Here is a 20,750-nt window from a genome sequence, read left to right on the forward strand (position 1 = left end):
TTTTCATTACAGAAAAAAGCAGTGCCTCCGGGCTGATTCTTTGTAGGAAATGCGGACGTTTGCCTGTTCTTTTATGAACATTGGGCGAATGTTTGTATGTGTTTCAAACGTTTGGGATTACTCCTACAGGTCTATCGGAAGACGTGTGCTTACGGGCCTGTCGGCGGCCTTCTACCATCGTCGTCATTGCGCCAACGGGGCGCACCAAGACGATGAGCCCATACAACAATGAGAATTTCCGCGATCATGATTGCCGCAGCGCTGACCCTGCCTGTCAGCGCAGCCGAGTCATTTCTTGTGCCGATGCACACGCCGACACCGGTTTTTCCCGCTGAGTTGATCAAGACCCGCTACGCAGGCAAGGTTCGGGCGCAACTGTGGGTAAAATCCGACGGCCAGGTCCGCGAAGTCAGGGCCATAGAGAGCGGCCACCCACAGCTCACCGAAGCGGTGGAGCAAACGCTCCGCCAGTGGCGCTACAAACCCTGGATCGGCACCGTCGGCGCGCCCCCGCTGGCCACCATCACCGTCCCGGTGATTTTCGGCTCCCACGGCTATCGGCGCTTCAACACCGAAGTCACCGTCGGCCTCGGCAACATCCGTTGCGGCTACCTCAACCACGAAGTGAAATCCGCCCGCCAGGACTATCCCAAGGAACCGCTGAGTAAGGTCGACGTGTTTTCCTACACCGGGCAAGCCTTGTTCGGCAGCCATGTTGCGCACCAGCGCACTGAGCCCGAGCGCAAGGCGTTGCTGGAACAACTGGGTGCAGCGATACCGGCAGTGGTGAGCAACTGCCGAAGCAACCCTGACCACCGGTATGGGAATTACCTGCCTGCGCCAGTCAGGGTGTTGATGGTGGGGCTGGCTGAGGGCAGCGAATGAGCCGCGGGCTGAGCGTGATTATGCTTGCGGGGCTGCTTTGGGCGGGGGCCGCACAGGCATTGCCGTCGTATCCGGTGCCGTTGTACATGCCGGAGCCGGACTATCCGGCGTCGATGCGTCATACCTTGGTAAAAAACAGTGTCACCGTCAGGATTTTCATTCAGGCCGATGGCGGCGTGCGCTTCCTCGAAGTGCGGGGGGCAACTGATCCGAGGTTCATCAGCCTGACCCGAAGTGCTGTTGAACAATGGACCTTCGAACCCTGGGAGCCACCGGACTCTCATCCCGAGGGCGAAGCAGTCACGGTCACGTTTACCTTCACAGGGCGACCACACACCAACCCGCCGCTGACATCCAATGCCGAGCTGAAGCAGGAGTTGTGCTGGCAGTTGAATAGGGAAATGTTCGAGGGTCGCAAATGGCGCAAGGACGTCAAGCCGGACGTGATAACGCGAACAGAGCTTTACCTGTCGAGCGGTCCGGTCATAGAGCAATTCCTCACCCTGGACGAGCGTCAGGCACTGGTTGTTGCGCTGCGGGAGGCGGCGCTGAGTATTGTCGCTCAATGTCAAAAGAATCCGACGCGCAGGTACGTGGATTATTTGCCGGAGAATGTGAGGAATGCTTTGTAGGAAGGGGAGTGTCAGTGAAGTACCAGGACCAAAGCCATTTCAGAATGCGGCCCTGTGGTTGACGACGACCCTGTGTTTCATCAGAATGTTCGCGAGGGCTCAATAAGAGCAGGGCCTGCTCGATTCAATGACGATACTGGCGAGCAGGTGTGGATTGTGCGAGGCGTCACTCGTGCGGTAGCGGCAACTGGCGACAACGGTTGGCTTTCGACCCCTTTCAGGCCCCGTGTCTGGACGTGCTAAGCAAGCGCTGCGACTACCAGCCCTCTCGTACTCTAAAAAAGGCGCCTATGGCGCTTTTTTTGGTTTCAGTGTCCCTACTCTGATCGCCGGTCGCCTCCTGAGTATTTTGTAGGCAGTGACCACCGAGTAGAAAAACCCTCGTTCAGCTTCTTCTTGTGGCGACAAAATTGCGCACCCTTTGGCATTGCGTACGACTGTGAGTCGATGTCCATCACGCGTCTGATAACCCTCGCAATAAATCTGGGCGCCTGCGCTCAAAATTCCGGCAACAAATGCAGATGCATCCTGAATGGTTTTGCAGCCAGACTTGGCCAGTTGATGACCGTGCCCCTGCCAAATATGGTTGACCCCAAAGCCGCTACTGAAGCCGAAATGCTTACCTACACGCAAATAGATTTCTCCGCCTGGCAAAGTCAGATTGCGGCTCTCGTACATAGAAATGTAACCGAAGCTCAACTCTCCTGAGGTCGGGTGAGGGATGCAATAATCTTTGTCTAGAGTGGAAAAATCATAAGCTGTCGGCATATCCGCCGCGGCCAAAACAGTTGGTGTAGCCTGATAAGCCAGGTCAGGCCCGGTCGGCGGCGTTAATGCTGACAAAATCAAGTCGTCCGTAACAAGCAAGGCCCGAGTCGGGAAAGCGGCTATTTTCTCACAGCTTTATTCGTGTTAACGGCGAAGTTGCTATCAGTTATTTCAAGGCGGCGTAGAGGTCAGGGCCGAGCATGACCTGAGTAACGGTCGGGTCTGTTTTGAAGGCTTGCATCAGTTCCACTTGATGCACAGTGCCGGGGCCAAGGCATCATCGCCTTGGCCCCGGCCTTGTCACGAGAGATTAGTGAGTAGTGCTCATATTCTGAATCGTTTCGAGCCGGCTCATGTCGAGCGCGCCGTGAGGGTTGATCGCGTTCGAGAAGTCTGTGATCGCGATTTCGATAGTGCCTCTCAGTACTTTGATCGCGTCATCGATTTCTCGCGATGCCTCAGGTCCAAACGTCACCTCGACCGCATGACGGGATTCGGCCTCTCTGGTGCGAGTTTCCTCGGCGTTGCGTAGGGCCAGTGCGTGCTCCGCTTCTTCGACCTGACGCTGTGCAAGTTGTAACGCAGCCTCTATGGCCCGTTGCTGGGCAGCTTGTTCTTCTGCATGCCGTCGAGCAGCTTCTTCTGCTTGGCGTTGTGCGGCTTCTTGAGCAAGGCGCTCAGCGTGTTGACGACCAAGTTCTAATAGCCTGGCAAGTAAGTCTTCGATGCTGCGCTTGAAGTTTTCCAAAACAAGAACGCTGTCAAAAACGCTGTCTATGAAAGATCTGACTTCGGCTACCAAATCCACAAGGCCGCCATTCCCGGGTGCGGTGCGCATCTTTTCCTTAGGCGTATTGGCAAACTCGATATCTGTCGGCCGCACAAGTGCTCGTTTACTGCTGATCAGATGGTTGGCGGCATGTATGTGTTTGTCAGTTATTTCAATATAATTCATCCCGCCCCAGTCGCCGACGTGAGCCGCAATCTCGGCTTGTAGATCGCCAGGTAATTGCTGTAGGTGATGACGTAGTTCTTCCATGAGTGATTTCCTTTTTTATGGTGGTTGAGCTGATAGTGTAATGGGTACTTAATTTTTGAATCCGGGCTTGTCATTTTTTGCTCGCCACTCTTTTATTTCTTTCATGACTCCTGCGGCGCTATCCTCTCGGCCTTCGGGTGGGTAATACAATAGGTCCGATTTTTCTGGATGCTCTGTCACTTCTGTAATGTGGTCGACAAGGCTAATAACGTATTCTTCAGCATTTTCTTTGGTAGCGCTTACGCCGTTAAAAAGCTCGTTCAAGACTTCCATGAACTCAGCTTCGGTATAGTCTTCAAGTTTTTCTTTTATATAATTGTGGTCAATTTTTATCATGTTGCATACGTAGTTCTGGTGCCATAGGCCCCAGATGCCGATTCGCCATTTGTAATTTTGTTCCTGTGATCGATTTCGGATTTTACGTTTTGAATCCCGGCTTGCCATTTTTAGCTCGCCATTCTTTTATTTCTTTCATGACTCCGGCAGCGCTGTCCTCGCGATTCTCAGGTGGATAACATATAAGATCCGATTTTTCTGGGTGCTCTGTCACCTCTGTAATGTGCTGTACAAGACTGATAACATATTCTTCATTGTTGTTTTTTTTGTCACTCACTCCATTAAATAGCTCATTTAAAATCTCCATGAACTCGGCTTCTGTGTATTCACTTAGCTCTGATTTTAATTTCATTGATTTTGTTTCCTGTGAGTTTGAATATGGTCTTTTGGTGTCATGATAATCAAGTTGTCCAAATCGTAAACTGCTCCACCTTCTTTGACCCAGTGGTTGTGGTGAATCTCATATTTCAAGCGTTTGCCTATTTGATGTTCTGCTGGGACATAGGGGGCGCGTTTCTCTGATACCTCTCTAAGGCTTGCTTTCCCAAGCTGTCGGCTCAACTCCGGGTCTTTTGATACTTCCAACCAGATCGCTTCCCTCAATTTGTCAAAACTTGTGAATGGTCGCCCTCTCAGCTTTTCCGCGATACTCGAAGGAATGGGCGTCGGTTGACTTGCGGTCGACCCTCTCAGCCAGGTAGCTGTCACCGCCTCACCATACCCACTCGCAACCCCCGGAATCGACCTCGGGTCCTTGAACAGCAGGTAGGTGTTCGGCAGCCCGGAATCAATGGGTGAGATGAGAATGTAATCATCAGGATCATCTCTATCAATCGCCGGGTAAGCTTCAAGCTCGGGTACAAAAGGTGTCACCACGTTGCCTGGATCTTTCGGCAACGCGGGTGGCCCTGCGGGTGAGCTTGTGGAACTGTCCGCCGGTTGTGCTATTGGCGTCCATATCAGTGCCGGTGTCGATTCCCCGTCACGGATAAACTCGTAGGAATTGTTCTGTGCGTTGTAGGTGAAACTTCTTACACGCACCTTGGTGCCGACGGTCACACCGTCCGCAGACACCCAGCGCACAGCGCCGCTTGTTCCGGCTTCGTGGGACATCAGCCGATGAGGCACATCCAGCGTGCCTTTGACGCTGGCAAGGTATTGCAGATCGATATGCGGTGGCAGGTTGAGCTGCGACAGAGGTGTGGCGATCACAGCAGGCGGCAGCTCGGAGTCGCCCAGCGGTTGTGGATACATCGCCAACAACGTAACCAGATTGCTGCCCAGCGTTCTGGTCGCAACCCTGATGAGCTGGTCCTTCACGATGTTGGTCGCAATGGTTCTGATGCCCGATGCTGCAGTGGTGGTTGCAGCGGGGGCAACAGCTGACCACAGCGTGTCGATGCCAGCGGCCTGTCGCACTGATGCCCGCTCCGCATGCTGACTCGCCGCCTTGTTGGCCAGCGACAATTCAGCATGACGCATGGACAGCGCTGCTGATTGCTCATTGAGCAGCGTGATCGAATCGGCAAGAAGCTTTGCTTCGTAGGTTTGAGATAAAGCGTTTACCCACGCTTCATGGGCCTGTTGCACACGTTGAGGATCCCCCTGGCTGTAGTGCACCAGATAGTTCAGGTGGTCTTTTTGTGTAGCATGTTCAAGTTCTTGACCGGTCAGACTCAGAGCCTGAGTGCGACGTTCTTCCAGTAACGGCTGTTTGGTTGTGAGTAAGTAGTTGACGCGGGTTTCTTCTGAAGTATCAGTTCAAGAGCCTGCTTGTCGCTTGGGTAATCAACATTCAGGTCATGATCCGGCGCTATTTCTTTTTGAAGAGTATTCGGCAGCGATGCAGAAGCTAGTAAATAGTTTTGTGCAAATCCAGATTGTAACGACGGATAGGCATTTGTCAGCGCTTCAAGAGCCAGTCGATGGGCCTGATCCTTTTCGGCCTGTGCACGTACTTGCGCTTCAATACGTTCTCGCTCGGCGGCTTCTACCATTGCCTGGGCATGTGCCTCAGCCTGTAACCTTAGTTGGTGAGCTGCTTGTTCCGCTTCTTGCCGCCGAGCTAAAGCCTTGGCTTCCTTTTTTGCGCGGGCACGAGCGAGCGCTGCCCTTCTGGCTCCTTTATTGCCTAAGCCACCAAAACCACCACCAGAACCGTTCCCGGAGCCTTGGCCAAATCCATTCTGGTTTCCATCTGATCCTGTCTTTCCAGGTTTATTATCGTTGCCTTCAGTGACATATATATTTTTTTCAGGAGGATCATCGTTACTCATATTATCGCTCATACAATTTCCTTTTGTTTGTATGGCGATAGGCTAACAAAGGCTTTTTTCTAAAAGGTCATAATTATGTATGGATAATTTGGTATTTTTCTGATTTATATTGTCTGGTGGATTTGCAGTTTTCAAGTCAGAAATAAGGTCGCTGTGATTATTTAATGATGCTGAGTGGTTTATATGTTTTCCGTGCTTACTTTCCAATAAAGAAGGCGACGCGAGCAGTATGAGGTTTTTTTCTCAGCGCGCACAAAGCGTCAGTCACGGACATCGTGAGCGCCGCGTACTTGTGGGAGTGAGCTTGCTCACGAAGAGGTCAGTGCAGCCGGTGAAGATCGCACAGACACCTTTCGTTCCGAACTCGTCAGTAGGAATGCCTTTCGTGGGGCTCCGCGTCACCATTCGCGCCATGACGCATTTGATGCACAGTGTCCAGAAATGCATGCGCGAGCATTGGAACAAAAGGGTTTTGCTGCCTTGTAAATACGCTTTCGCGAGCAAGCGAAGCGTCGCCTGGCTCGGTCCCACATGTCAGGTAATTTCGCATGTTTTTGAGTGAGTTTCAGGCAGTCTTGCCTACCAACACCACCACCTTCCCCACAGCCCTACGCCCACCCAACAAATCAATCGCCTCCCCAGCCCGTTCCAGCGGGTAAACCGTCGACACCAGCGGCTTCAACTTCCCTTCTTCAAACCACGCAAACAACTGCTTGAAGTTCGCCGCGTTGTCTTGCGGTTGCCGCTGAGCAAACGAGCCCCAGAACACGCCGACCACCGATGCGCCCTTGAGCAGGGTCAGGTTGACGGGCAGGTCCGGGATGCGGCCGCTGGCGAAGCCGACGACCAGCAGGCGGCCGTTCCAGGCGATGGCGCGGATGGCTTGGTCGAAGAGGTCGCCGCCGACCGGGTCGTAGATCACGTCGGCGCCGTTGCCGTTGGTGAGGCGCTTTACTTCGTCCTTGAGGCTGGTTTCGCTGTAGTTGATCAGATCGTCTGCACCGGCGTTTCTGGCGACCTCGAGTTTCTCGGCGCTGCTGGCGGCGGCGATGACGCGTGCACCGAGGGCTTTGCCGATTTCCACGGCGGCCAGGCCCACGCCACCGGATGCGCCGAGCACCAGCAGGGTTTCGCCAGGTTGCAGGTTGGCGCGTTGCTTGAGGGCGTGCATGGAGGTGCCGTAAGTCATGCTGAATGCAGCGGCGGTGGTGAAGTCCATGCTCTGCGGGATCGGCAGCACGTTGTAGTGAGGCACGGCGACCTGTTCGGCAAAGCTGCCCCAGCCGGTGAGGGCCATCACGCGGTCGCCAGGTTTGAAATGGGTGACTTTTTCACCGGCTGCCGCAATCACGCCTGCGGCCTCGCCGCCCGGTGAGAAGGGGAAGGGTGGTTTGAACTGGTATTTGCCTTCTATGATCAACGTGTCGGGAAAATTCACCCCGGCAGCGTGCACATCAAGGAGGATTTCGTTCTTTTTGATCTCGGGGCTGGGCACGTCTTCCAGCACCAGCGTGCTGGCAGGACCGAAGGCTTTGCATAACAGGGCTTTCATCGGGCTATTCCTTTTCCGGTAATGGCCGATAAAGTCAGTTAAGCGGGTTCCCGGGTCAACAAGCATGGCCCTGCCTGATAAACACACATAAGCTGTAAGCTACGTGGCAAACCGTATTAAGGAGTGGACTGTGAAAGCGTGGATTCTGGTATTGCTGGCCTTGTCATTGCCCGCCATGGCGCAGGAAGAGGCCAAGGAAGAAGGCGGCCCGCCCAAAGCGGCTTATGTCTCGCTGACGCCGCCGTTCGTGGGCAACTACGCGCTGGATGGCGGCCCCAAACTGCGTGTCTACAAGGCAGACATTGCTTTACGTGTAACCGGTGCCGATGCCGAGGCGGCGGTGAAGCGCAATGACGCCTTGATCCGCAATCAACTGGTGTCGCTGTTCACTCAGCAGACGGTTGATTCGATGAGCAGCGCAGAAGCGAAGGAAAACATTCGTCAGGAAGCGCTCAAGCAGGTTCAGCGCGTCATGAATGATGAAGAAGGCAAGCCGATTGTCGAAGACTTGCTGTTCAATAACTTCATCGTTCAGTAAGTCTCTGTCAGCGCAGTGCCAGGATCGCCGCCCATTGTTCGGCGGTGACTGGCATGACTGACAGTCGGCTGCCTTTTTGCACCAGAGGCAGTTGCTCAAGCTGGCTTTGCTGTTTCAGATAGCCCAGCCCCAATACGTTCTTGAAGATATCCACAAACCCGATATCGATGGCACTCCACGGGTTTTTCTCCGTAGTGGCCTTGGCATCGTGATAGTGGCTGTCGGGGTCCAGTGCGGTGGGGTCTGGGTAAGCGGTTTTGACGATTTTGCCGATACCGGCAATTCCCGGCTCCGGGCAACTGGAATGGTAGAAAAAGAATTCGTCGCCCTCGGCCATGGCTCTCAGAAAATTACGCGCCTGATAGTTGCGTACACCGTCCCAGCGAGCTTTGCCCAGTCGTTGCAGGTCGCTGATCGAGAATTCGTCAGGCTCGGATTTCATCAGCCAGTAGGCCATTGCGCTTGCTCCAGAGACAAAAGGTTCACGGTATTACCAACCGTTTGATGACAAACCGACAGTCGGCTTGCGCCACTATTTGCGTACTGGTTCACGTTACCGCAAAATGCCGCCCTTTAAAGCTCCACGCTGCTGCACGGCCTCTACAAAACCGATGCTGACATCGTATTGATTTGCCTAAGGAGGGCAGTCAATGAAACGCAAGCCTGATTTACTCTGGATTCTGGTTATTTTGTTTGGCTTGGGTGTTGTGACGACCGGTTATGCACAGAGCTTGTGGACCAGCAAGGATGACGCTCCCGTCGAGATTACCCAGCAACAGCAAAAAGTCCCCGGCAGGCATTGAGCCCTGTCTCTACTCTGATCGTCGAGCGCCTGACTGGCTGAAACGATCAGAGCCTCTGCGTCAAATACCATTGCTTGTTCGATACAGTGCCCTGTAGCGGTACATCCCAACTGGCCTGCGCCAGTCGATCCACTTTCTGACACTCATGAGCCAAACCCAGCAATACCGGCTTGCGCCAGGTTTTTCTGCGCGCCAGATACGCCAGGCTGCGGTCGTAAAAGCCGCCACCCATGCCCAGGCGACCGCCTTCGTCATCGAAACCCACCAGCGGCATCAGTATCAGGTCGAGTGCCCACACGGGGCGTTGCCTGGCGCGGTTGATGCGCGGTTCGGGAATGCGAAAGCGATTGGGGATGAATTTCTCGCCGGGACGCACACGCTGGAAAACCATGCGGGTGCGTGGCCATGCGTTGAGCACCGGCAGGTAAGTCGCCTTGCCGCGACGCTGTGCTTCGCGCAGCAACAGGCGTGGGTCGATCTCGCCGTCCATCGGCAGGTACAGGGAGACGTGCCGGGCACGCCGGAACAGCGGGTGTTGCGCCAACTGCTGATAGAGGCCGCGGGCGGCTTCGCGTTGCTGGCTGCGAGTGAGCACTCTGCGCGCCTTGCGTAGCTGGCGGCGCAGTTGCGGACGTGTAAGCGATTGGGCGCTGATCATGAGCAAGAGGTCATGCAGGCTGATCCGGAAAGGAGGTTGAAACCAGAGCAGGATCGTCGTTGCCAGACAGCAGGGCTGGCAACGGATTGAATATGGACTCCCCGACGAACCGCTGTCGGTGTAGCCCTTGAACCCGAAAGTTCAAGGTGGAGATTGCAGGAGGTTTTAAGGCTTTCCGTCGAGCGGACATGCACACCAACCCCAACGTGCAACCCCCGTGGTTGTGCGTATCGGCTCAGGGACATGACCGACTGGCAAGCACTCCAGGGAGCAGCGCGAGTATACAGAAATGCCCCGCAATAATCAGCCCCGAGTTGAATCCGGTGTGCCAGGCGTGTCTGTGGCCAGTACCAGATCGACCTTGTCGAGCAGATCGCGAACCTGTTCGCGGGTCGAGCCGCTGCTCTGTACGTCAGGCAGATGCTCTTTGTGCAGCAGGTCGTGAGTGATGTTGAGGGCGGCCATGACGGCGATGCGATCGGCGCCGATGACTTTGCCGCTGCTGCGGATTTCACGCATTTTGCCATCCAGGTAACGGGCGGCGCTGACCAGGTTGGTGCGCTCTTCCTGAGGGCAGATGATCGAGTATTCCTTGTCGAGGATCTGAACGGTAACGCTGTTGCCATTGCTCATGAGTCTTGCTCCAGGGCTTTGAGGCGCGAAATCATTGACTCGACCTTCTGCCGGGCGATTTCGTTTTTTTCAATGAGTTGGGCGCGTTCCTCGCGCCAGGACTTTTCCTGAGCTATTAGGAGTGCGTTTTGGCCTTTAAGTTGCTCGGCATACTTCAGGAGCAGCTCCACACGTTTCATCAGCGCTTGCAGGTCGGTGTCTTCCATTGTTTTCCACTGAATACTTTCTGATGAATGGCAGGGGGAGCGATGCTTATCGTCAAGCTCGAACCGCCGTCCGGGTGATCTTGTCGCGCGGATAGTCTAGGATACAAGGCCTTCATTCTAGACATTGCGCCGTTTGGCGACTAGCTACCCATGCCCATTCAGAATTCTCCGTATAAAGCGTTCGCCACCCTGCTCAATAGCGGTGGCCATAAAGTATCCCCTGCCGAGCTGCACGGTCTGCTGTTGGGCCGCAGTTGCGCGGGCGCCGGCTTCGATAACGAAGGCTGGTTCGCCGACGCCTCGATGCTGCTGGAAACCGAGCCGCAAGACAACATTCGTGCAGCGCTTGTCGGCCTGCAAGAGATGGTCAAGGGCGAACTCACCGGCGATGACATGACCGTCGTGCTGTTGCTGCCGGGTGACGACGAGCCGCTCACCGAGCGCGCCGCCGCGCTGGGCCAGTGGTGTCAGGGTTTCCTCGCAGGCTTTGGTCTGGCCATCGGTGACAAGGTTCTGGGCAGCGAAGCGAAAGCCGTGCTCGAAGACCTGGCTGCCATTGCTCAGGTGCAGGACGCGCTGGAAGAGTCCGAGGACGGCGAGACCGACTACATGGAAGTCATGGAATACATGCGTGTTGCGCCGCTGCTGCTGTTCACCGAGTTCAACGAGCCTGCCGAGCCGCAACCCAAGCCTTCCCTGCACTGATAGCCCATCATTGCGACACCGGCCCGGGCTGGCAACCGCCCGGGCCGGTGGACTTTATCAGGACTCCCGCTGCCCATGACCCAGATTCCGAAGGCCGAATACGCCCGCCGTCGCAAGGCCCTGATGGCGCAGATGGAGCCAAACAGCATCGCCATTCTGCCGGCCGCTGCGGTGGCGATTCGTAATCGTGATGTCGAGCATGTCTACCGGCAGGACAGCGACTTCCAGTACCTGAGCGGCTTTCCCGAGCCCGAAGCGGTGGTGGTGCTGATTCCCGGACGCGAATATGGCGAGTACGTGTTGTTCTGTCGTGAGCGCAATCCCGAACGTGAACTGTGGGATGGCTTGCGCGCCGGGCAGGAAGGTGCGATTCGCGATTTCGGTGCGGATGATGCTTTCCCGATCAACGACATCGACGAAATTCTGCCGGGGCTGATCGAAGGCCGTGACCGGGTGTATTCGGCGATGGGCAGCAACCCCGAATTCGACCGGCACCTGATGGACTGGATCAACGTGATCCGCTCCAAGGCGCACCTCGGTGCCCAGCCGCCCAAGGAATTCGTTGCGCTGGATCATCTGCTGCATGACATGCGCCTCTACAAGTCGGCGGCGGAAGTCAAAGTCATGCGCCGTGCGGCAGACATCTCGGCGCGTGCCCATGTGCGTGCGATGCAGGCCTGCCGTGCCGGTCTGCATGAGTTCAGCCTTGAAGCCGAGCTGGATTACGAGTTCCGCAAGGGCGGCTCGAAGATGCCGGCCTACGGCTCCATCGTCGCCTCGGGTCGCAACAGTTGCATCCTGCATTACCAGCAGAACGATGCTGTTCTGCGCGATGGCGATCTGGTGCTGATTGACGCAGGCTGCGAAATCGATTGTTACGCCAGTGACATCACCCGCACCTTTCCGGTGAGCGGCACGTTTTCGCCCGAGCAAAAAGCCATTTATGAACTGGTGCTCAAGTCTCAGCACGCAGCGTTTGACGCCATCGGCCCCGACAGGCACTGGAACCAGGCGCACGAAGCAACGGTCCAGGTTATTACCGCAGGGCTGGTCGAGTTGGGCCTGCTGCGCGGCGATGTCGATCAGTTGATCGAGAGTGAGGCCTACAAGATGTTTTACATGCACCGTGCCGGACACTGGCTGGGCATGGACGTGCACGACGTCGGCGAGTACAAGGTCGGCGGCGAGTGGCGCGTACTGGAGGTTGGCATGACGCTGACCGTCGAACCGGGAATCTACATATCCCCCGACAACCTGGAAGTCCCGAAGAAATGGCGAGGTATTGGCGTGCGAATCGAGGATGACGTTGTGGTAACCCGACAGGGCTGTGAAGTTCTGTCCGGCGGCGTGCCCAAGACCGTGGCCGAGATCGAGGCGTTGATGGCCGCTGCCAGGGTGCAGGTCGCATGAGCCGCTTCAATATTGCCATCGTGGGCGGCGGGTTGGTTGGTGCAAGCCTTGCGCTTGCGCTGCAGGCCGGTGCCAAGGCGCGTGGCTGGAAGATCGTGCTTATCGAACCCTTCGCCCCGGGAGACGCCTGGCAACCCAGCTACGACGCGCGTTCTTCAGCGCTGTCGTTCGGCGCACGGCGGATCTACGAACGTCTGGGCCTCTGGCAGCAGATCTCCCGACGTGCCGAGCCCATTCTGCAAATTCAGGTGTCGGACCGCGGCCGCTTCGGCGCGACCCGCTTGTCTGCAATCGAAGAGGGCGTTCCGGCGCTCGGCTATGTTGTGGAAAACGCCTGGCTCGGTCAGGCGCTCTGGGCGGGGCTGGACCGAGACGTAGTCAGTTGGCGCGTGCCGGCCGAGGTCAGGCAGATGCAGCCGCTGGCCGATGGTTATCGCTTGACCCTCAGTGATGAAACCGAGCTGGAATGCGATCTGGCCGTGCTCGCCGATGGCGGTCGTTCCAGCCTGCGCGAGCAACTGGGTATCGGTGTGCGGCAGCGGCCTTACGATCAAAGCGCGCTGATCGCCAACATCACGCCGGGCGAGGCGCATTGCGGGCAGGCGTTCGAACGTTTCACCGACGACGGGCCGATGGCCTTGCTGCCATTGCCGGACAATCGCTGTGCGCTGGTCTGGACGCGACCGGGCAACGACACTCAACGCCTTGCCGAACTCGACGACCGCAGTTTTCTGGAAGAGCTGCAAGGCGTGTTCGGTTATCGCCTCGGCACCCTGCGTCAAGTCGGCGCGCGGCATGTCTACCCGTTGGCGCTGGTCGAGGCCGAGGAGCAAGTGCGCTCGCATCTGGTCATTCTGGGCAACGCGGCGCACAGCCTGCACCCGATTGCCGGGCAGGGGTTCAACCTTTCCCTGCGCGACGCCGATGCACTGGCCCAGACGCTGCTGGAGAGCGACGCGCCGCTCGGCGATCTGCCGACTCTGCAGCTCTACCGCGAACGCCAGCGTCAGGATCAGCAATTGACCGTGGGTTTCTCCGACAAGGTGACGCGGCTGTTCGGCAGCACTCAGTCGGCCGTCACCACCGGACGCAACCTCGGCTTGCTGGGGCTGGACCTCTTGCCCGCCGCCAAGCGCTGGTTTGCGCGTCAGGCAATGGGTCTGGGGACTCGATCCGATGTTTGACTCACATACTTCACATACACGGCTTCGGCCACAAGCGAGAACGCTTTGACCATGGAAACGCGCGCGGATGTGTTGATTGTCGGGGCCGGAATGGTCGGCAGTGCTCTTGCGCTGGCCTTGCAGGGCAGTGGCCTTGATGTGCTGGTGGTCGATGGCGGGCCTTTGAGTGTCAAACCCTTCGACCCGCAATCGACGTTCGAGCCACGGGTCAGCGCTCTGTCAGCGGCCAGCCAGCGCATTCTGCAACGGCTTGGCGTGTGGGAAGGCATCGCGTCGCGTCGCACCAGCCCTTACGCGCACATGCACGTCTGGGATGGCAGCGGCACCGGGCAGATCCACTTCTCGGCCTCCAGTGTGCACGCTGATATGCTGGGCCATATTGTCGAGAACCGAGTGGTGCAGGATGCGTTGCTCGACCGTTTGCACGACAGCGATATCGGCCTGTTGGCCAACGCGCGGCTTGAGCAGATGCGTCACTCCGGCGATGACTGGCTGCTGACGCTGGCGGACGGTCGTTTGCTGCGTGCGCCGCTGGTGGTTGCCGCTGACGGTGCTAACTCTGCAGTGCGACGCCTGACCGAAACGCCGACGCGCGAGTGGGATTACCTGCACCACGCCATCGTCACCAGTGTGCGCACGGCCGATTCCCACAAGAAAACCGCCTGGCAGCGTTTCACGGATGACGGCCCGCTGGCGTTTCTGCCGCTGGACCGTGAGGGCGAGCACTGGTGCTCCATTGTCTGGTCGGTGACGCCCGCTGAAGCCGAGCGCTTGATGGTGCTGGAAGATGATCTGTTCTGCCGTGAGCTGGAGCAGGCGTTCGAGGGCCGGCTGGGCCAGGTCTTGTCTGCCGACGCGCGCCTGTGCGTGCCGCTGCGTCAGCGTCACGCCAAGCGCTACGTCGCCAAGGGCCTCGCGCTGATTGGGGACGCGGCGCACACCATTCACCCGTTGGCCGGGCAGGGCGTGAACCTGGGCTTCCTGGATGCGGCGGTGCTGGCTGAAGTGTTGAGCCAAGCGGCGCAGCGCGGCGAGCGCGTGGCAGACCTGCGCGTGCTGGGCCGCTACGAGCGTCGCCGCATGCCGCACAACCTGGCGTTGATGGCGGCGATGGAAGGCTTTGAACGCCTGTTCCAGGCCAACCCGCTGCCATTGCGCTGGCTACGTAATACCGGCTTGAAAATGGTCAACCAAATGCCCGAGGCCAAGGCCTTGTTCGTGCGCGAGGCTTTGGGGTTGTCGGGGGATCTGCCTGAGTTGGCACGGCTTAACGCTTATTAAGATCGGACGCAGAGCGTCCAGAACAGCATGCCGACTCAGAGCGTCGCACGATGGTTGCACTATCCTCACCGCCCCAACGCGCTCCGATACTGCCCCGGTGTCAGTCCGGTCCAGCGTTTGAACGCGCGGCTCAGGCTTTCGGTGTCGGTAAAGCCCAGCAGGTAGGCGATTTCGCTCAGTGAGCTTTGCGGGTCGTTCATGTGCAGGAGTGCCAGGTTCTGGCGGCATTGATTGAGTAGCAAGTCGTAGCAGCAACCCTCGTCCGCCAAGTGGCGATGCAGGCTGCGCGTGCTCAGGTGCAGTGCTGTAGCGATGCTCTCGGCGGTCGGCTCGCCATCCGGCAGCAGGGTTTCGATGGCCGAGCGCACGCGCTGCTCCCAGATCAGCGAAGGCAATGGATCGCCATTGGCTTTTTGCTCGTTCACTTGGACAGGGCCGTCATCCAGGTGGCTGTCGAAATCATCGCCGCCAAACTCCAGCAGGTTCTCCTGCGCCGAGAACATCACCGGCGAACGAAACAGGTCTTCCCAGGGCTGCGGATTGTCAGGCGCAGGGCGTTGCAGGTGCACGGCCAGTGGCGCATAACCTCTGCCTAGCCGACTGCGGCAAGTGCGCACGTAGATGGCCGCGAATGCATCCAGCAATTCATGCGCAGGTAGCTGACACGATTTCGGCGTGCCGAAGCGAAACTCGTAACGCTCACCGACCGCTCTGAAGTCCAGTTCCAGCGAGTCTTCAGCCATTGCGCGATAGCGCACGATACGCTCGAAAACCTCGCGCAGAGAGCCGCTGGCCACCAGCGTATAGCCCAGCGCATGGAACGCTGTGGGGCTGACAAAACGCGAGACCCGCAGGCCCAGCGCCGGATCTAGGCTGGCGTGCACCGCCAGTTGCCAAAGCCTGGCGATAGCGTCGGCCGGAAATTGCGCGCCGGGGTCACCCAGCGATTCCATATTGATACCCGCGCTCTTGCACAGTGCATGGCTGTCCACACCCAGCGCATCGAGTTGCTTGCGCAAGGCACGGGTCCAACTGGCGAGACTGCTTGGCTCAGGCATACGGGGCGCCTTTTCCTGCATTCAGCGTCGGACTGTCGCCGACCAGGCATCGCAGGGCACTCCTTTGCCCGATGTCACAGCCAGAGAATGAAAGCATTTGTGACAGTTGTGCAAGCCCCCGGAGCTGATTCTCGACGCTGCGCTATGAATTGCAGTGCCTCATAGCCTGCAGTCAGTGGTGAATAGGTCCAAATGAGCTATAAACGCTGCCTTTCCAAGCAGTCATCGTATAACGTGGCGGGTAAGCGTTCAGGCTTCAACATTCGCAAGCGCTTGCCAAGCGGAGTAAACGGCGTTTCTGGCATTTGACACTGTCATGGCAAATGACTATAAATGCGAGATGTTGTACGACAACATAAGACTTCTCTAAAATTACAACCATAAAAATAATTCAAAGAGTAACAAGGCCATGATCAGACCAAATTGTCAGGCAATAACCCTGTCTGGATCGCTCGATACGTCGCCTAAGGCGTCTGAATATCGTCGAAATCTATCGATTACCCCCTCTGCAGAATCCGCAATCTGACGTTACATAAAAGCTGCCGCCTCACGGTTCTGGCCGCGGGACGCTCATCGCCAATCTAAAAATAAACAGGGTGAAGAGATGAAGATAAAAGGAATTCGGTGGTGGATGGTGGGGCTGGTTACGGCCGGCCTGGTCGTCAATTACCTCGCACGCAACACGCTGTCCGTTGCAGCGCCGACGCTCATGAGCGAGCTGAGCATTTCCACCGAGCAGTACGCGCACATCGTGGTTGCCTGGCAGTTGTGCTACGCAATCATGCAACCGGTGGCGGGCTACATCATCGACGCAATAGGCACCAAGATGGGCTTCGCGATTTTCGCTGTTGCCTGGTCGGGCGCCTGCGCTGCGGCAGCGTTCGCAACGGGCTGGCAGAGCCTGGCAATCTTCCGTGGCCTGCTCGGGCTGACCGAAGCGGCGGGCCTGCCTGCGGGCGTCAAGGCGACGACCGAATGGTTTCCGGCCAAGGAGCGCTCGGTCGCCATCGGCTGGTTCAACATCGGCTCGTCATTCGGCGCATTGCTCGCGCCACCGTTGGTGGTCTGGGCGATTCTGCACAGCGGCTGGGAACTGGCGTTTCTGATTGTCGGTGGCCTGGGCATCGTGTGGAGCGGGCTGTGGCTGCTGCTCTACAAGCACCCGCGTGACCAGAAGCGTCTGGGCGATGCCGAGCGCGATTACATTCTCAGCGGCCAGGAATCGCGCCTCAAGGATGCTCCTGCCCAGAAAGGCAGCTGGAAACGCCTGTTCAAGAACCGCAATTTCTACGCCATCGCCTCGGCGCGCATTCTGTCCGAGCCCGCTTGGCAGACCTTCAACGCGTGGATCCCGCTGTACCTGATGACCGAACGGCACATGAACATCAAGGAAGTCGCGATGTTCGCCTGGCTGCCGTTCCTGGCGGCTGACATCGGCTGCGTGCTGGGCGGCTATCTCAGCCCGCTGTTTCACAAGTACCGCAAGGTCTCGCTGTTCACCTCTCGCAAGATGGTCATGCTGTTCGGCTGTTCATGCATGATCGGCCCGGCCTGTATCGGGCTGGTCGAAAGCCCTTACACCGCCATCGCGCTGCTGTGCATTGGCGGCTTTGCGCACCAGACCCTGTCGGGTGCGCTGTACTCGATCACCTCCGACTCGTTCGGCAAAAACGAAGTCGCCACGGCCACCGGCATGGGCGGGATGTTCGGGTTCATGGGGGCGGCCGCGTTCACGATGGTGTTTGGCGTGCTGGTCACCAAGATCGGCTACAGCCCGCTGTTCGTGGTGCTGGCGATCTTCGACGTGGTGGCCGCGATTGTGGTCTGGACCGTGGCCCGTGAGGTGCCGCAAAACGAAGAGCCCGTAGCGCTGAGTGTTGGCGAGTCGGGTGCTCGCGCCGTTCCGGCAGCCTGAGTGCCGTCGTAATCCTGTAACGAAGCGCGGATATTCTTTGCCCTGAAAGTGATTTTTTATTAGAGGCCGTTCCTCGAAGGCAGGGGACGGCTTCTTTTTTTGTCTGACAGCTTATATTCGTTTTGGGAATTAACAAATAGCTTCTTATTCCTTAGCGAATATGACTTGAGTCCCTATACTCGTCTCATGAACGCATACATGCAGGAGGCGAATCCATGCATAACGAGTCGATCCGGTATCTGATCGTGCCAGGCTGGCAAGGGTCTCCTGATGATCATTGGCAGACCCATTGGCAAAACAGCCTGCCCAGCAGCACACGCGTAGAACAAGCCGACTGGCTCAAACCGCGCCGTGAAGACTGGGTGGGCGAGCTGCAGCGCACCATTACCGCGCAGAGCACGCCAGTGATCCTTATCGCTCATAGCCTGGGTTGCGTGACGGTCGCGCACTGGGCGCAACTCGCGCCGCTGGAAACCCTTCGCCAGGTGCAAGGCGCGTTGCTGGTTGCGCCTGCCGATGTCGAGCGTCCGAATTGCCCCCCTGCATTGCGCAACTTCGCGCCGATTCCTGCCGATCTGCTGCCGTTTCCGACGCAGATTGTCAGCTCCGACAACGACCCTGCTGTCAGCTCCCAGCGCGCTATTGAAATGGCTCGCCATTGGGGTGCAGAGCTTGGGTTTCTGAACCAGGCCGGGCATATCAACGTCAAGTCCGGCCATCAACGCTGGGAGCAGGGCTTCGCTTATCTGTACCGACTGCAAAATCGTCTGGAGCAGCACGCGCGTCGTCGCGCATGAGCGGATTACGTATCTATCGGGCCTGCCGGGCCCTGTCTTTTTAACGCTTGAGCCGTCGCAAGGGCTCAGGCGGGAGTGTGTCATGAGCCTTCACGAAAATTTCGGCCAGCCGCTGCTGACCTTTCCCGATGCGGAAAAAAGCCCACTCAGCATTCGCGCCAAGGCGCTGGTGTTCATCGACCCGCGCTCACGCCGCTTGCGTGAAGAAATGGAGCAACTGGCCCCGCGTGAGCTGCCGGTGCTGATCCGCGGTGAATCCGGGACCGGCAAGGAGCTGCTGGCACGGCATATTCATCGCGGCAGTGATCGCTCAGGCCTGTTCGTTTCAGTGAACTGCGGCGCCATCAGCCCGACCTACGCCGATGCCGAGCTTTTCGGTTACGCCGCCGGGGCGCACAGCGGCTCGGTCAGCAGCCGCGCAGGCTGGTTTGGTTCGGCCAATGGCGGCACCTTGTACCTGGACGAGATCGGCGACTTGCCGTTGCCGATTCAGGTCAAGCTGCTCGCCGCGCTGGAAAATCACGAAGTCACCCGAGTTGGCGCGCACCAGCCCAGCCCGGTCGATGTGCGCCTGGTCGCGGCCACCAGCATCGATCTGGCGCAAGCGGTAGCCGCCGGAAAATTCCATGAGCGGCTTTATCATTACCTCAGCGAAGGGAAGCTCGACCTGCCCGCATTGCGCGAACAGCCGGGCAACATCCTGCCGTTGGCGGAATATTTTGTCGGCATCTACAGCCAGCGCCTGAGCCTGCCCGTGCAGTTGATCAGCGAAGACGCGCAACGCACGCTGGAAGCCCATAGCTGGCCCGGCAACACTCGCGAGCTGGAAAACGTCATTCACTTTGCATTGCTGGTCAGCAGCGGCGACGAGATTCGGGCCGAAGACATCAACCTGCCCGACATCGCCACCCCGCTGACGCTGATCGAACGCCAGGCAAAGCTGTTGGTCAGCAACGGAGATCGCGAGCAGCTTTCTGCGCTGCGGCAATTGCTGGAAACGGTGACGTCGCAGCTTGAGCAGAGCCCTGCGTGAGGGCTTTAGACAAAAAGATATAAGCACTCGACTAAAAAGTCTTTCATCGGAATATAAAATCTCGGTAATGTCAGCGTGATGTCGCAGTGATCGGATCGCGCGACGGCAAACCATTGAATAATAAGGCGTCGTTTTTGGATGACGCTCTCGGATTTCGCTAAGGACATTGCATGAAAAAGACGTTTTTGATCACCGCTCTGGCGGCTGCACTTTCGATTGGCCTGGCTCACGCAGGCGAAAAACTGGTCGTCGGCGCAACGCCTGTACCGCACGCGGAAATCCTTGAGCTGATCAAGCCGACCCTGGCCAAAGAAGGCGTGGACCTGGAAATCAAGGTCTTCACTGACTACGTACAGCCCAACGTTCAACTGAACGAAAAGCGTCTGGACGCCAACTACTTCCAGACCAAGCCTTACCTAGACGGCTTCAACAAAGGCAAGGGCGCCAAACTGGTGACCGGCGTTGGTGTACATGTCGAACCGTTCGGCGGCTACTCCAGCAAGTACAAGAAACTGGCTGACCTGCCTGAAGGCGCAACCATCGCCATCCCGAACGAAGGCAGCAACGCCGGTCGTGCCCTGCTCCTGTTGCAGAAAGGTGGCCTGATCACCCTGAAGGACCCGACCAACGCCTTGGCAACACCGAAAGACATCGCGACCAACCCGAAGAAGTTCAAGTTCCGCGAACTGGAATCGGCTGTACTGCCACGCGCCTTGAGCCAGGTTGACCTCGCCCTGATCAACACCAACTACGCGCTGGAAGCCAAGCTCAATCCGAAGAAGGATGCGCTGATCATTGAGGGCGCTGATTCGCCGTACGTGAACTTCCTTGTCACTCGCGAAGACAACGCCCACACCGACGCCATCGAAAAACTGTCGAAAGCGCTGACCAGCCAGCAAGTCAAAGACTTCATCAACAAGAAGTACGACGGCGCGGTACTGCCTGCGTTCTGACCCACTGACTCTCGTTCCCGCACTGAGGAACGATAACCTCAACTATCGTGCGACGCTCTGCGTCGCATGCCGTTCTGGACGCTCCGCG

Annotated in this window: 22 protein-coding genes, 1 other RNA gene and 1 pseudogene; 12 read left to right on the top strand and 12 right to left on the bottom strand. The window is 57.6% G+C overall.

Annotation, left to right across the window (positions count from 1 at the left end; all coding sequences use genetic code 11):
* Positions 1–228 precede the first annotated feature (228 nt).
* Together DW49_RS0125315 and DW49_RS0125320 are read left to right on the top strand one after the other, a co-directional pair.
* Positions 229–885 (top strand): energy transducer TonB, encoded by a 657-nt coding sequence (locus tag DW49_RS0125315; protein WP_005621388.1) that lies wholly within the window; start codon positions 229–231, stop codon positions 883–885.
* A complete protein-coding gene (locus DW49_RS0125320) occupies positions 882–1,517 on the top strand; it encodes a hypothetical protein (protein ID WP_005621386.1) in 636 nt (211 codons plus the stop codon). The genes DW49_RS0125315 and DW49_RS0125320 overlap by 4 nt, the downstream gene beginning before the upstream one ends.
* A gap of 288 nt (positions 1,518–1,805) precedes the next feature.
* Here DW49_RS0125320 and DW49_RS1000000131260 read toward each other — a convergent pair whose 3' ends face one another.
* The 6 genes and pseudogenes from DW49_RS1000000131260 to DW49_RS0125365 all read right to left on the bottom strand — a co-directional run bounded on the left by DW49_RS1000000131260 (position 1,806) and on the right by DW49_RS0125365 (position 7,488).
* Positions 1,806–2,384 carry a hypothetical protein gene (locus tag DW49_RS1000000131260; RefSeq protein WP_229687535.1) on the bottom strand — a complete coding sequence of 193 codons (579 nt, stop codon included), beginning with the start codon at positions 2,382–2,384 and terminating at the stop codon, positions 1,806–1,808.
* 211 nt (positions 2,385–2,595) lie between these two features.
* Positions 2,596–3,324 carry a hypothetical protein gene (locus DW49_RS0125335; RefSeq protein ID WP_003380062.1) on the bottom strand — a complete coding sequence of 243 codons (729 nt, stop codon included), beginning with the start codon at positions 3,322–3,324 and terminating at the stop codon, positions 2,596–2,598.
* Positions 3,325–3,372: 48 nt separating this feature from the next.
* Positions 3,373–3,660, bottom strand: coding sequence for a bacteriocin immunity protein (locus tag DW49_RS0125340; RefSeq protein WP_024420147.1), 288 nt, complete (start codon positions 3,658–3,660; stop codon positions 3,373–3,375).
* 82 nt (positions 3,661–3,742) lie between these two features.
* The gene (locus DW49_RS0125345; protein ID WP_020312367.1) at positions 3,743–4,012 is read right to left on the bottom strand and encodes a bacteriocin immunity protein; all 270 of its coding nucleotides are present in this window, start codon (positions 4,010–4,012) and stop codon (positions 3,743–3,745) included.
* Positions 4,009–5,657: pseudogene (locus DW49_RS0125350) on the bottom strand (S-type pyocin domain-containing protein). Before DW49_RS0125350 ends, DW49_RS0125345 begins: the two are co-directional and overlap by 4 nt.
* An 844-nt stretch (positions 5,658–6,501) precedes the next feature.
* Positions 6,502–7,488 (bottom strand): NADPH:quinone oxidoreductase family protein, encoded by a 987-nt coding sequence (locus DW49_RS0125365; RefSeq protein ID WP_005621379.1) that lies wholly within the window; start codon positions 7,486–7,488, stop codon positions 6,502–6,504.
* A gap of 130 nt (positions 7,489–7,618) precedes the next feature.
* Here DW49_RS0125365 and DW49_RS0125370 point away from each other — a divergent pair, with 130 nt between their 5' ends.
* Positions 7,619–8,026, top strand: a complete 408-nt coding sequence (locus DW49_RS0125370) for a flagellar basal body-associated protein FliL (RefSeq protein ID WP_005621377.1) — start codon at positions 7,619–7,621, stop codon at positions 8,024–8,026.
* A 7-nt stretch (positions 8,027–8,033) separates the two neighbouring features.
* Here the strand turns inward: DW49_RS0125370 and DW49_RS0125375 are convergent, their stop codons facing one another.
* Positions 8,034–8,483, bottom strand: a complete 450-nt coding sequence (locus DW49_RS0125375) for an EVE domain-containing protein (RefSeq protein ID WP_024420400.1) — start codon at positions 8,481–8,483, stop codon at positions 8,034–8,036.
* Positions 8,484–8,676: 193 nt separating this feature from the next.
* Here DW49_RS0125375 and DW49_RS1000000133220 point away from each other — a divergent pair, with 193 nt between their 5' ends.
* Positions 8,677–8,829 carry a hypothetical protein gene (locus tag DW49_RS1000000133220; RefSeq protein WP_004655149.1) on the top strand — a complete coding sequence of 51 codons (153 nt, stop codon included), beginning with the start codon at positions 8,677–8,679 and terminating at the stop codon, positions 8,827–8,829.
* Between the two features lie 46 nt (positions 8,830–8,875).
* On the opposite strand, the gene DW49_RS0125385 is transcribed toward DW49_RS1000000133220, so the two are convergent.
* The 4 genes from DW49_RS0125385 to DW49_RS0125395 form a co-directional block, all read right to left on the bottom strand.
* Entirely contained in the window at positions 8,876–9,487 is a 612-nt protein-coding gene (locus DW49_RS0125385; protein WP_005621375.1) for a 5-formyltetrahydrofolate cyclo-ligase, read from the bottom strand.
* Between the two features lie 94 nt (positions 9,488–9,581).
* Positions 9,582–9,760, bottom strand: a non-coding RNA gene (gene ssrS, locus DW49_RS1000000131265) — 6S RNA.
* 30 nt (positions 9,761–9,790) lie between these two features.
* Positions 9,791–10,120, bottom strand: coding sequence for a cell division protein ZapA (locus tag DW49_RS0125390; protein WP_003380079.1), 330 nt, complete (start codon positions 10,118–10,120; stop codon positions 9,791–9,793).
* A complete protein-coding gene (locus DW49_RS0125395) occupies positions 10,117–10,326 on the bottom strand; it encodes a TIGR02449 family protein (RefSeq protein WP_005621374.1) in 210 nt (69 codons plus the stop codon). Before DW49_RS0125395 ends, DW49_RS0125390 begins: the two co-directional genes overlap by 4 nt.
* A gap of 150 nt (positions 10,327–10,476) precedes the next feature.
* On the opposite strand from DW49_RS0125395, the gene DW49_RS0125400 reads away from it, so the two are divergent.
* The 4 genes from DW49_RS0125400 to DW49_RS0125415 all read left to right on the top strand — a co-directional run bounded on the left by DW49_RS0125400 (position 10,477) and on the right by DW49_RS0125415 (position 14,906).
* Positions 10,477–11,031 carry a YecA/YgfB family protein gene (locus tag DW49_RS0125400; RefSeq protein WP_005621372.1) on the top strand — a complete coding sequence of 185 codons (555 nt, stop codon included), beginning with the start codon at positions 10,477–10,479 and terminating at the stop codon, positions 11,029–11,031.
* Between the two features lie 75 nt (positions 11,032–11,106).
* A complete protein-coding gene (pepP, locus tag DW49_RS0125405) occupies positions 11,107–12,441 on the top strand; it encodes a Xaa-Pro aminopeptidase (protein ID WP_005621371.1) in 1,335 nt (444 codons plus the stop codon).
* The gene (gene ubiH / locus DW49_RS0125410; RefSeq protein WP_003380083.1) at positions 12,438–13,625 is read left to right on the top strand and encodes a 2-octaprenyl-6-methoxyphenyl hydroxylase; all 1,188 of its coding nucleotides are present in this window, start codon (positions 12,438–12,440) and stop codon (positions 13,623–13,625) included. Before pepP ends, ubiH begins: the two co-directional genes overlap by 4 nt.
* 51 nt (positions 13,626–13,676) lie before the next feature.
* Complete coding sequence (locus DW49_RS0125415; protein WP_005621368.1) at positions 13,677–14,906, top strand: 2-octaprenyl-3-methyl-6-methoxy-1,4-benzoquinol hydroxylase; 1,230 nt, start codon at positions 13,677–13,679, stop codon at positions 14,904–14,906.
* Positions 14,907–14,971: 65 nt separating this feature from the next.
* Here DW49_RS0125415 and DW49_RS0125420 read toward each other — a convergent pair whose 3' ends face one another.
* Positions 14,972–15,964 carry an AraC family transcriptional regulator gene (locus DW49_RS0125420; protein ID WP_005621366.1) on the bottom strand — a complete coding sequence of 331 codons (993 nt, stop codon included), beginning with the start codon at positions 15,962–15,964 and terminating at the stop codon, positions 14,972–14,974.
* A 631-nt stretch (positions 15,965–16,595) separates the two neighbouring features.
* On the opposite strand from DW49_RS0125420, the gene DW49_RS0125425 reads away from it, so the two are divergent.
* The 4 genes from DW49_RS0125425 to DW49_RS0125440 all read left to right on the top strand — a co-directional run bounded on the left by DW49_RS0125425 (position 16,596) and on the right by DW49_RS0125440 (position 20,662).
* Positions 16,596–17,879, top strand: a complete 1,284-nt coding sequence (locus DW49_RS0125425; protein ID WP_005621364.1) for an MFS transporter — start codon at positions 16,596–16,598, stop codon at positions 17,877–17,879.
* A gap of 215 nt (positions 17,880–18,094) precedes the next feature.
* Positions 18,095–18,676 carry an alpha/beta hydrolase gene (locus DW49_RS0125430; protein ID WP_005621362.1) on the top strand — a complete coding sequence of 194 codons (582 nt, stop codon included), beginning with the start codon at positions 18,095–18,097 and terminating at the stop codon, positions 18,674–18,676.
* An 82-nt stretch (positions 18,677–18,758) separates the two neighbouring features.
* Positions 18,759–19,709, top strand: coding sequence for a sigma 54-interacting transcriptional regulator (locus tag DW49_RS0125435; RefSeq protein ID WP_003383506.1), 951 nt, complete (start codon positions 18,759–18,761; stop codon positions 19,707–19,709).
* A 170-nt stretch (positions 19,710–19,879) separates the two neighbouring features.
* Complete coding sequence (locus tag DW49_RS0125440) at positions 19,880–20,662, top strand: MetQ/NlpA family ABC transporter substrate-binding protein (RefSeq protein ID WP_005621359.1); 783 nt, start codon at positions 19,880–19,882, stop codon at positions 20,660–20,662.
* The last annotated feature ends 88 nt before the right edge of the window (positions 20,663–20,750 follow it).

Source organism: Pseudomonas avellanae BPIC 631 (assembly GCF_000444135.1).
Lineage (GTDB): Bacteria > Pseudomonadota > Gammaproteobacteria > Pseudomonadales > Pseudomonadaceae > Aquipseudomonas > Aquipseudomonas avellanae.

Bases quoted from the DNA above. Each gene is read 5' to 3' on its own strand.
- DW49_RS0125315 (WP_005621388.1), top strand. From the start codon at position 229: ATGAGAATTTCCGCGATCATGATTGCCGCAGCGCTGACCCTGCCTGTC.
- DW49_RS0125320 (WP_005621386.1), top strand. From the start codon at position 882: ATGAGCCGCGGGCTGAGCGTGATTATGCTTGCGGGGCTGCTTTGGGCG.
- DW49_RS0125335 (WP_003380062.1), bottom strand. From the start codon at position 3,324: ATGGAAGAACTACGTCATCACCTACAGCAATTACCTGGCGATCTACAA.
- DW49_RS0125340 (WP_024420147.1), bottom strand. From the start codon at position 3,660: ATGATAAAAATTGACCACAATTATATAAAAGAAAAACTTGAAGACTAT.
- DW49_RS0125345 (WP_020312367.1), bottom strand. From the start codon at position 4,012: ATGAAATTAAAATCAGAGCTAAGTGAATACACAGAAGCCGAGTTCATG.
- DW49_RS0125365 (WP_005621379.1), bottom strand. From the start codon at position 7,488: ATGAAAGCCCTGTTATGCAAAGCCTTCGGTCCTGCCAGCACGCTGGTG.
- DW49_RS0125375 (WP_024420400.1), bottom strand. From the start codon at position 8,483: ATGGCCTACTGGCTGATGAAATCCGAGCCTGACGAATTCTCGATCAGC.
- DW49_RS1000000133220 (WP_004655149.1), top strand. From the start codon at position 8,677: ATGAAACGCAAGCCTGATTTACTCTGGATTCTGGTTATTTTGTTTGGC.
- DW49_RS0125385 (WP_005621375.1), bottom strand. From the start codon at position 9,487: ATGATCAGCGCCCAATCGCTTACACGTCCGCAACTGCGCCGCCAGCTA.
- DW49_RS0125390 (WP_003380079.1), bottom strand. From the start codon at position 10,120: ATGAGCAATGGCAACAGCGTTACCGTTCAGATCCTCGACAAGGAATAC.
- DW49_RS0125395 (WP_005621374.1), bottom strand. From the start codon at position 10,326: ATGGAAGACACCGACCTGCAAGCGCTGATGAAACGTGTGGAGCTGCTC.
- DW49_RS0125400 (WP_005621372.1), top strand. From the start codon at position 10,477: ATGCCCATTCAGAATTCTCCGTATAAAGCGTTCGCCACCCTGCTCAAT.
- pepP (WP_005621371.1), top strand. From the start codon at position 11,107: ATGACCCAGATTCCGAAGGCCGAATACGCCCGCCGTCGCAAGGCCCTG.
- ubiH (WP_003380083.1), top strand. From the start codon at position 12,438: ATGAGCCGCTTCAATATTGCCATCGTGGGCGGCGGGTTGGTTGGTGCA.
- DW49_RS0125415 (WP_005621368.1), top strand. From the start codon at position 13,677: ATGGAAACGCGCGCGGATGTGTTGATTGTCGGGGCCGGAATGGTCGGC.
- DW49_RS0125420 (WP_005621366.1), bottom strand. From the start codon at position 15,964: ATGCCTGAGCCAAGCAGTCTCGCCAGTTGGACCCGTGCCTTGCGCAAG.
- DW49_RS0125425 (WP_005621364.1), top strand. From the start codon at position 16,596: ATGGTGGGGCTGGTTACGGCCGGCCTGGTCGTCAATTACCTCGCACGC.
- DW49_RS0125430 (WP_005621362.1), top strand. From the start codon at position 18,095: ATGCATAACGAGTCGATCCGGTATCTGATCGTGCCAGGCTGGCAAGGG.
- DW49_RS0125435 (WP_003383506.1), top strand. From the start codon at position 18,759: ATGAGCCTTCACGAAAATTTCGGCCAGCCGCTGCTGACCTTTCCCGAT.
- DW49_RS0125440 (WP_005621359.1), top strand. From the start codon at position 19,880: ATGAAAAAGACGTTTTTGATCACCGCTCTGGCGGCTGCACTTTCGATT.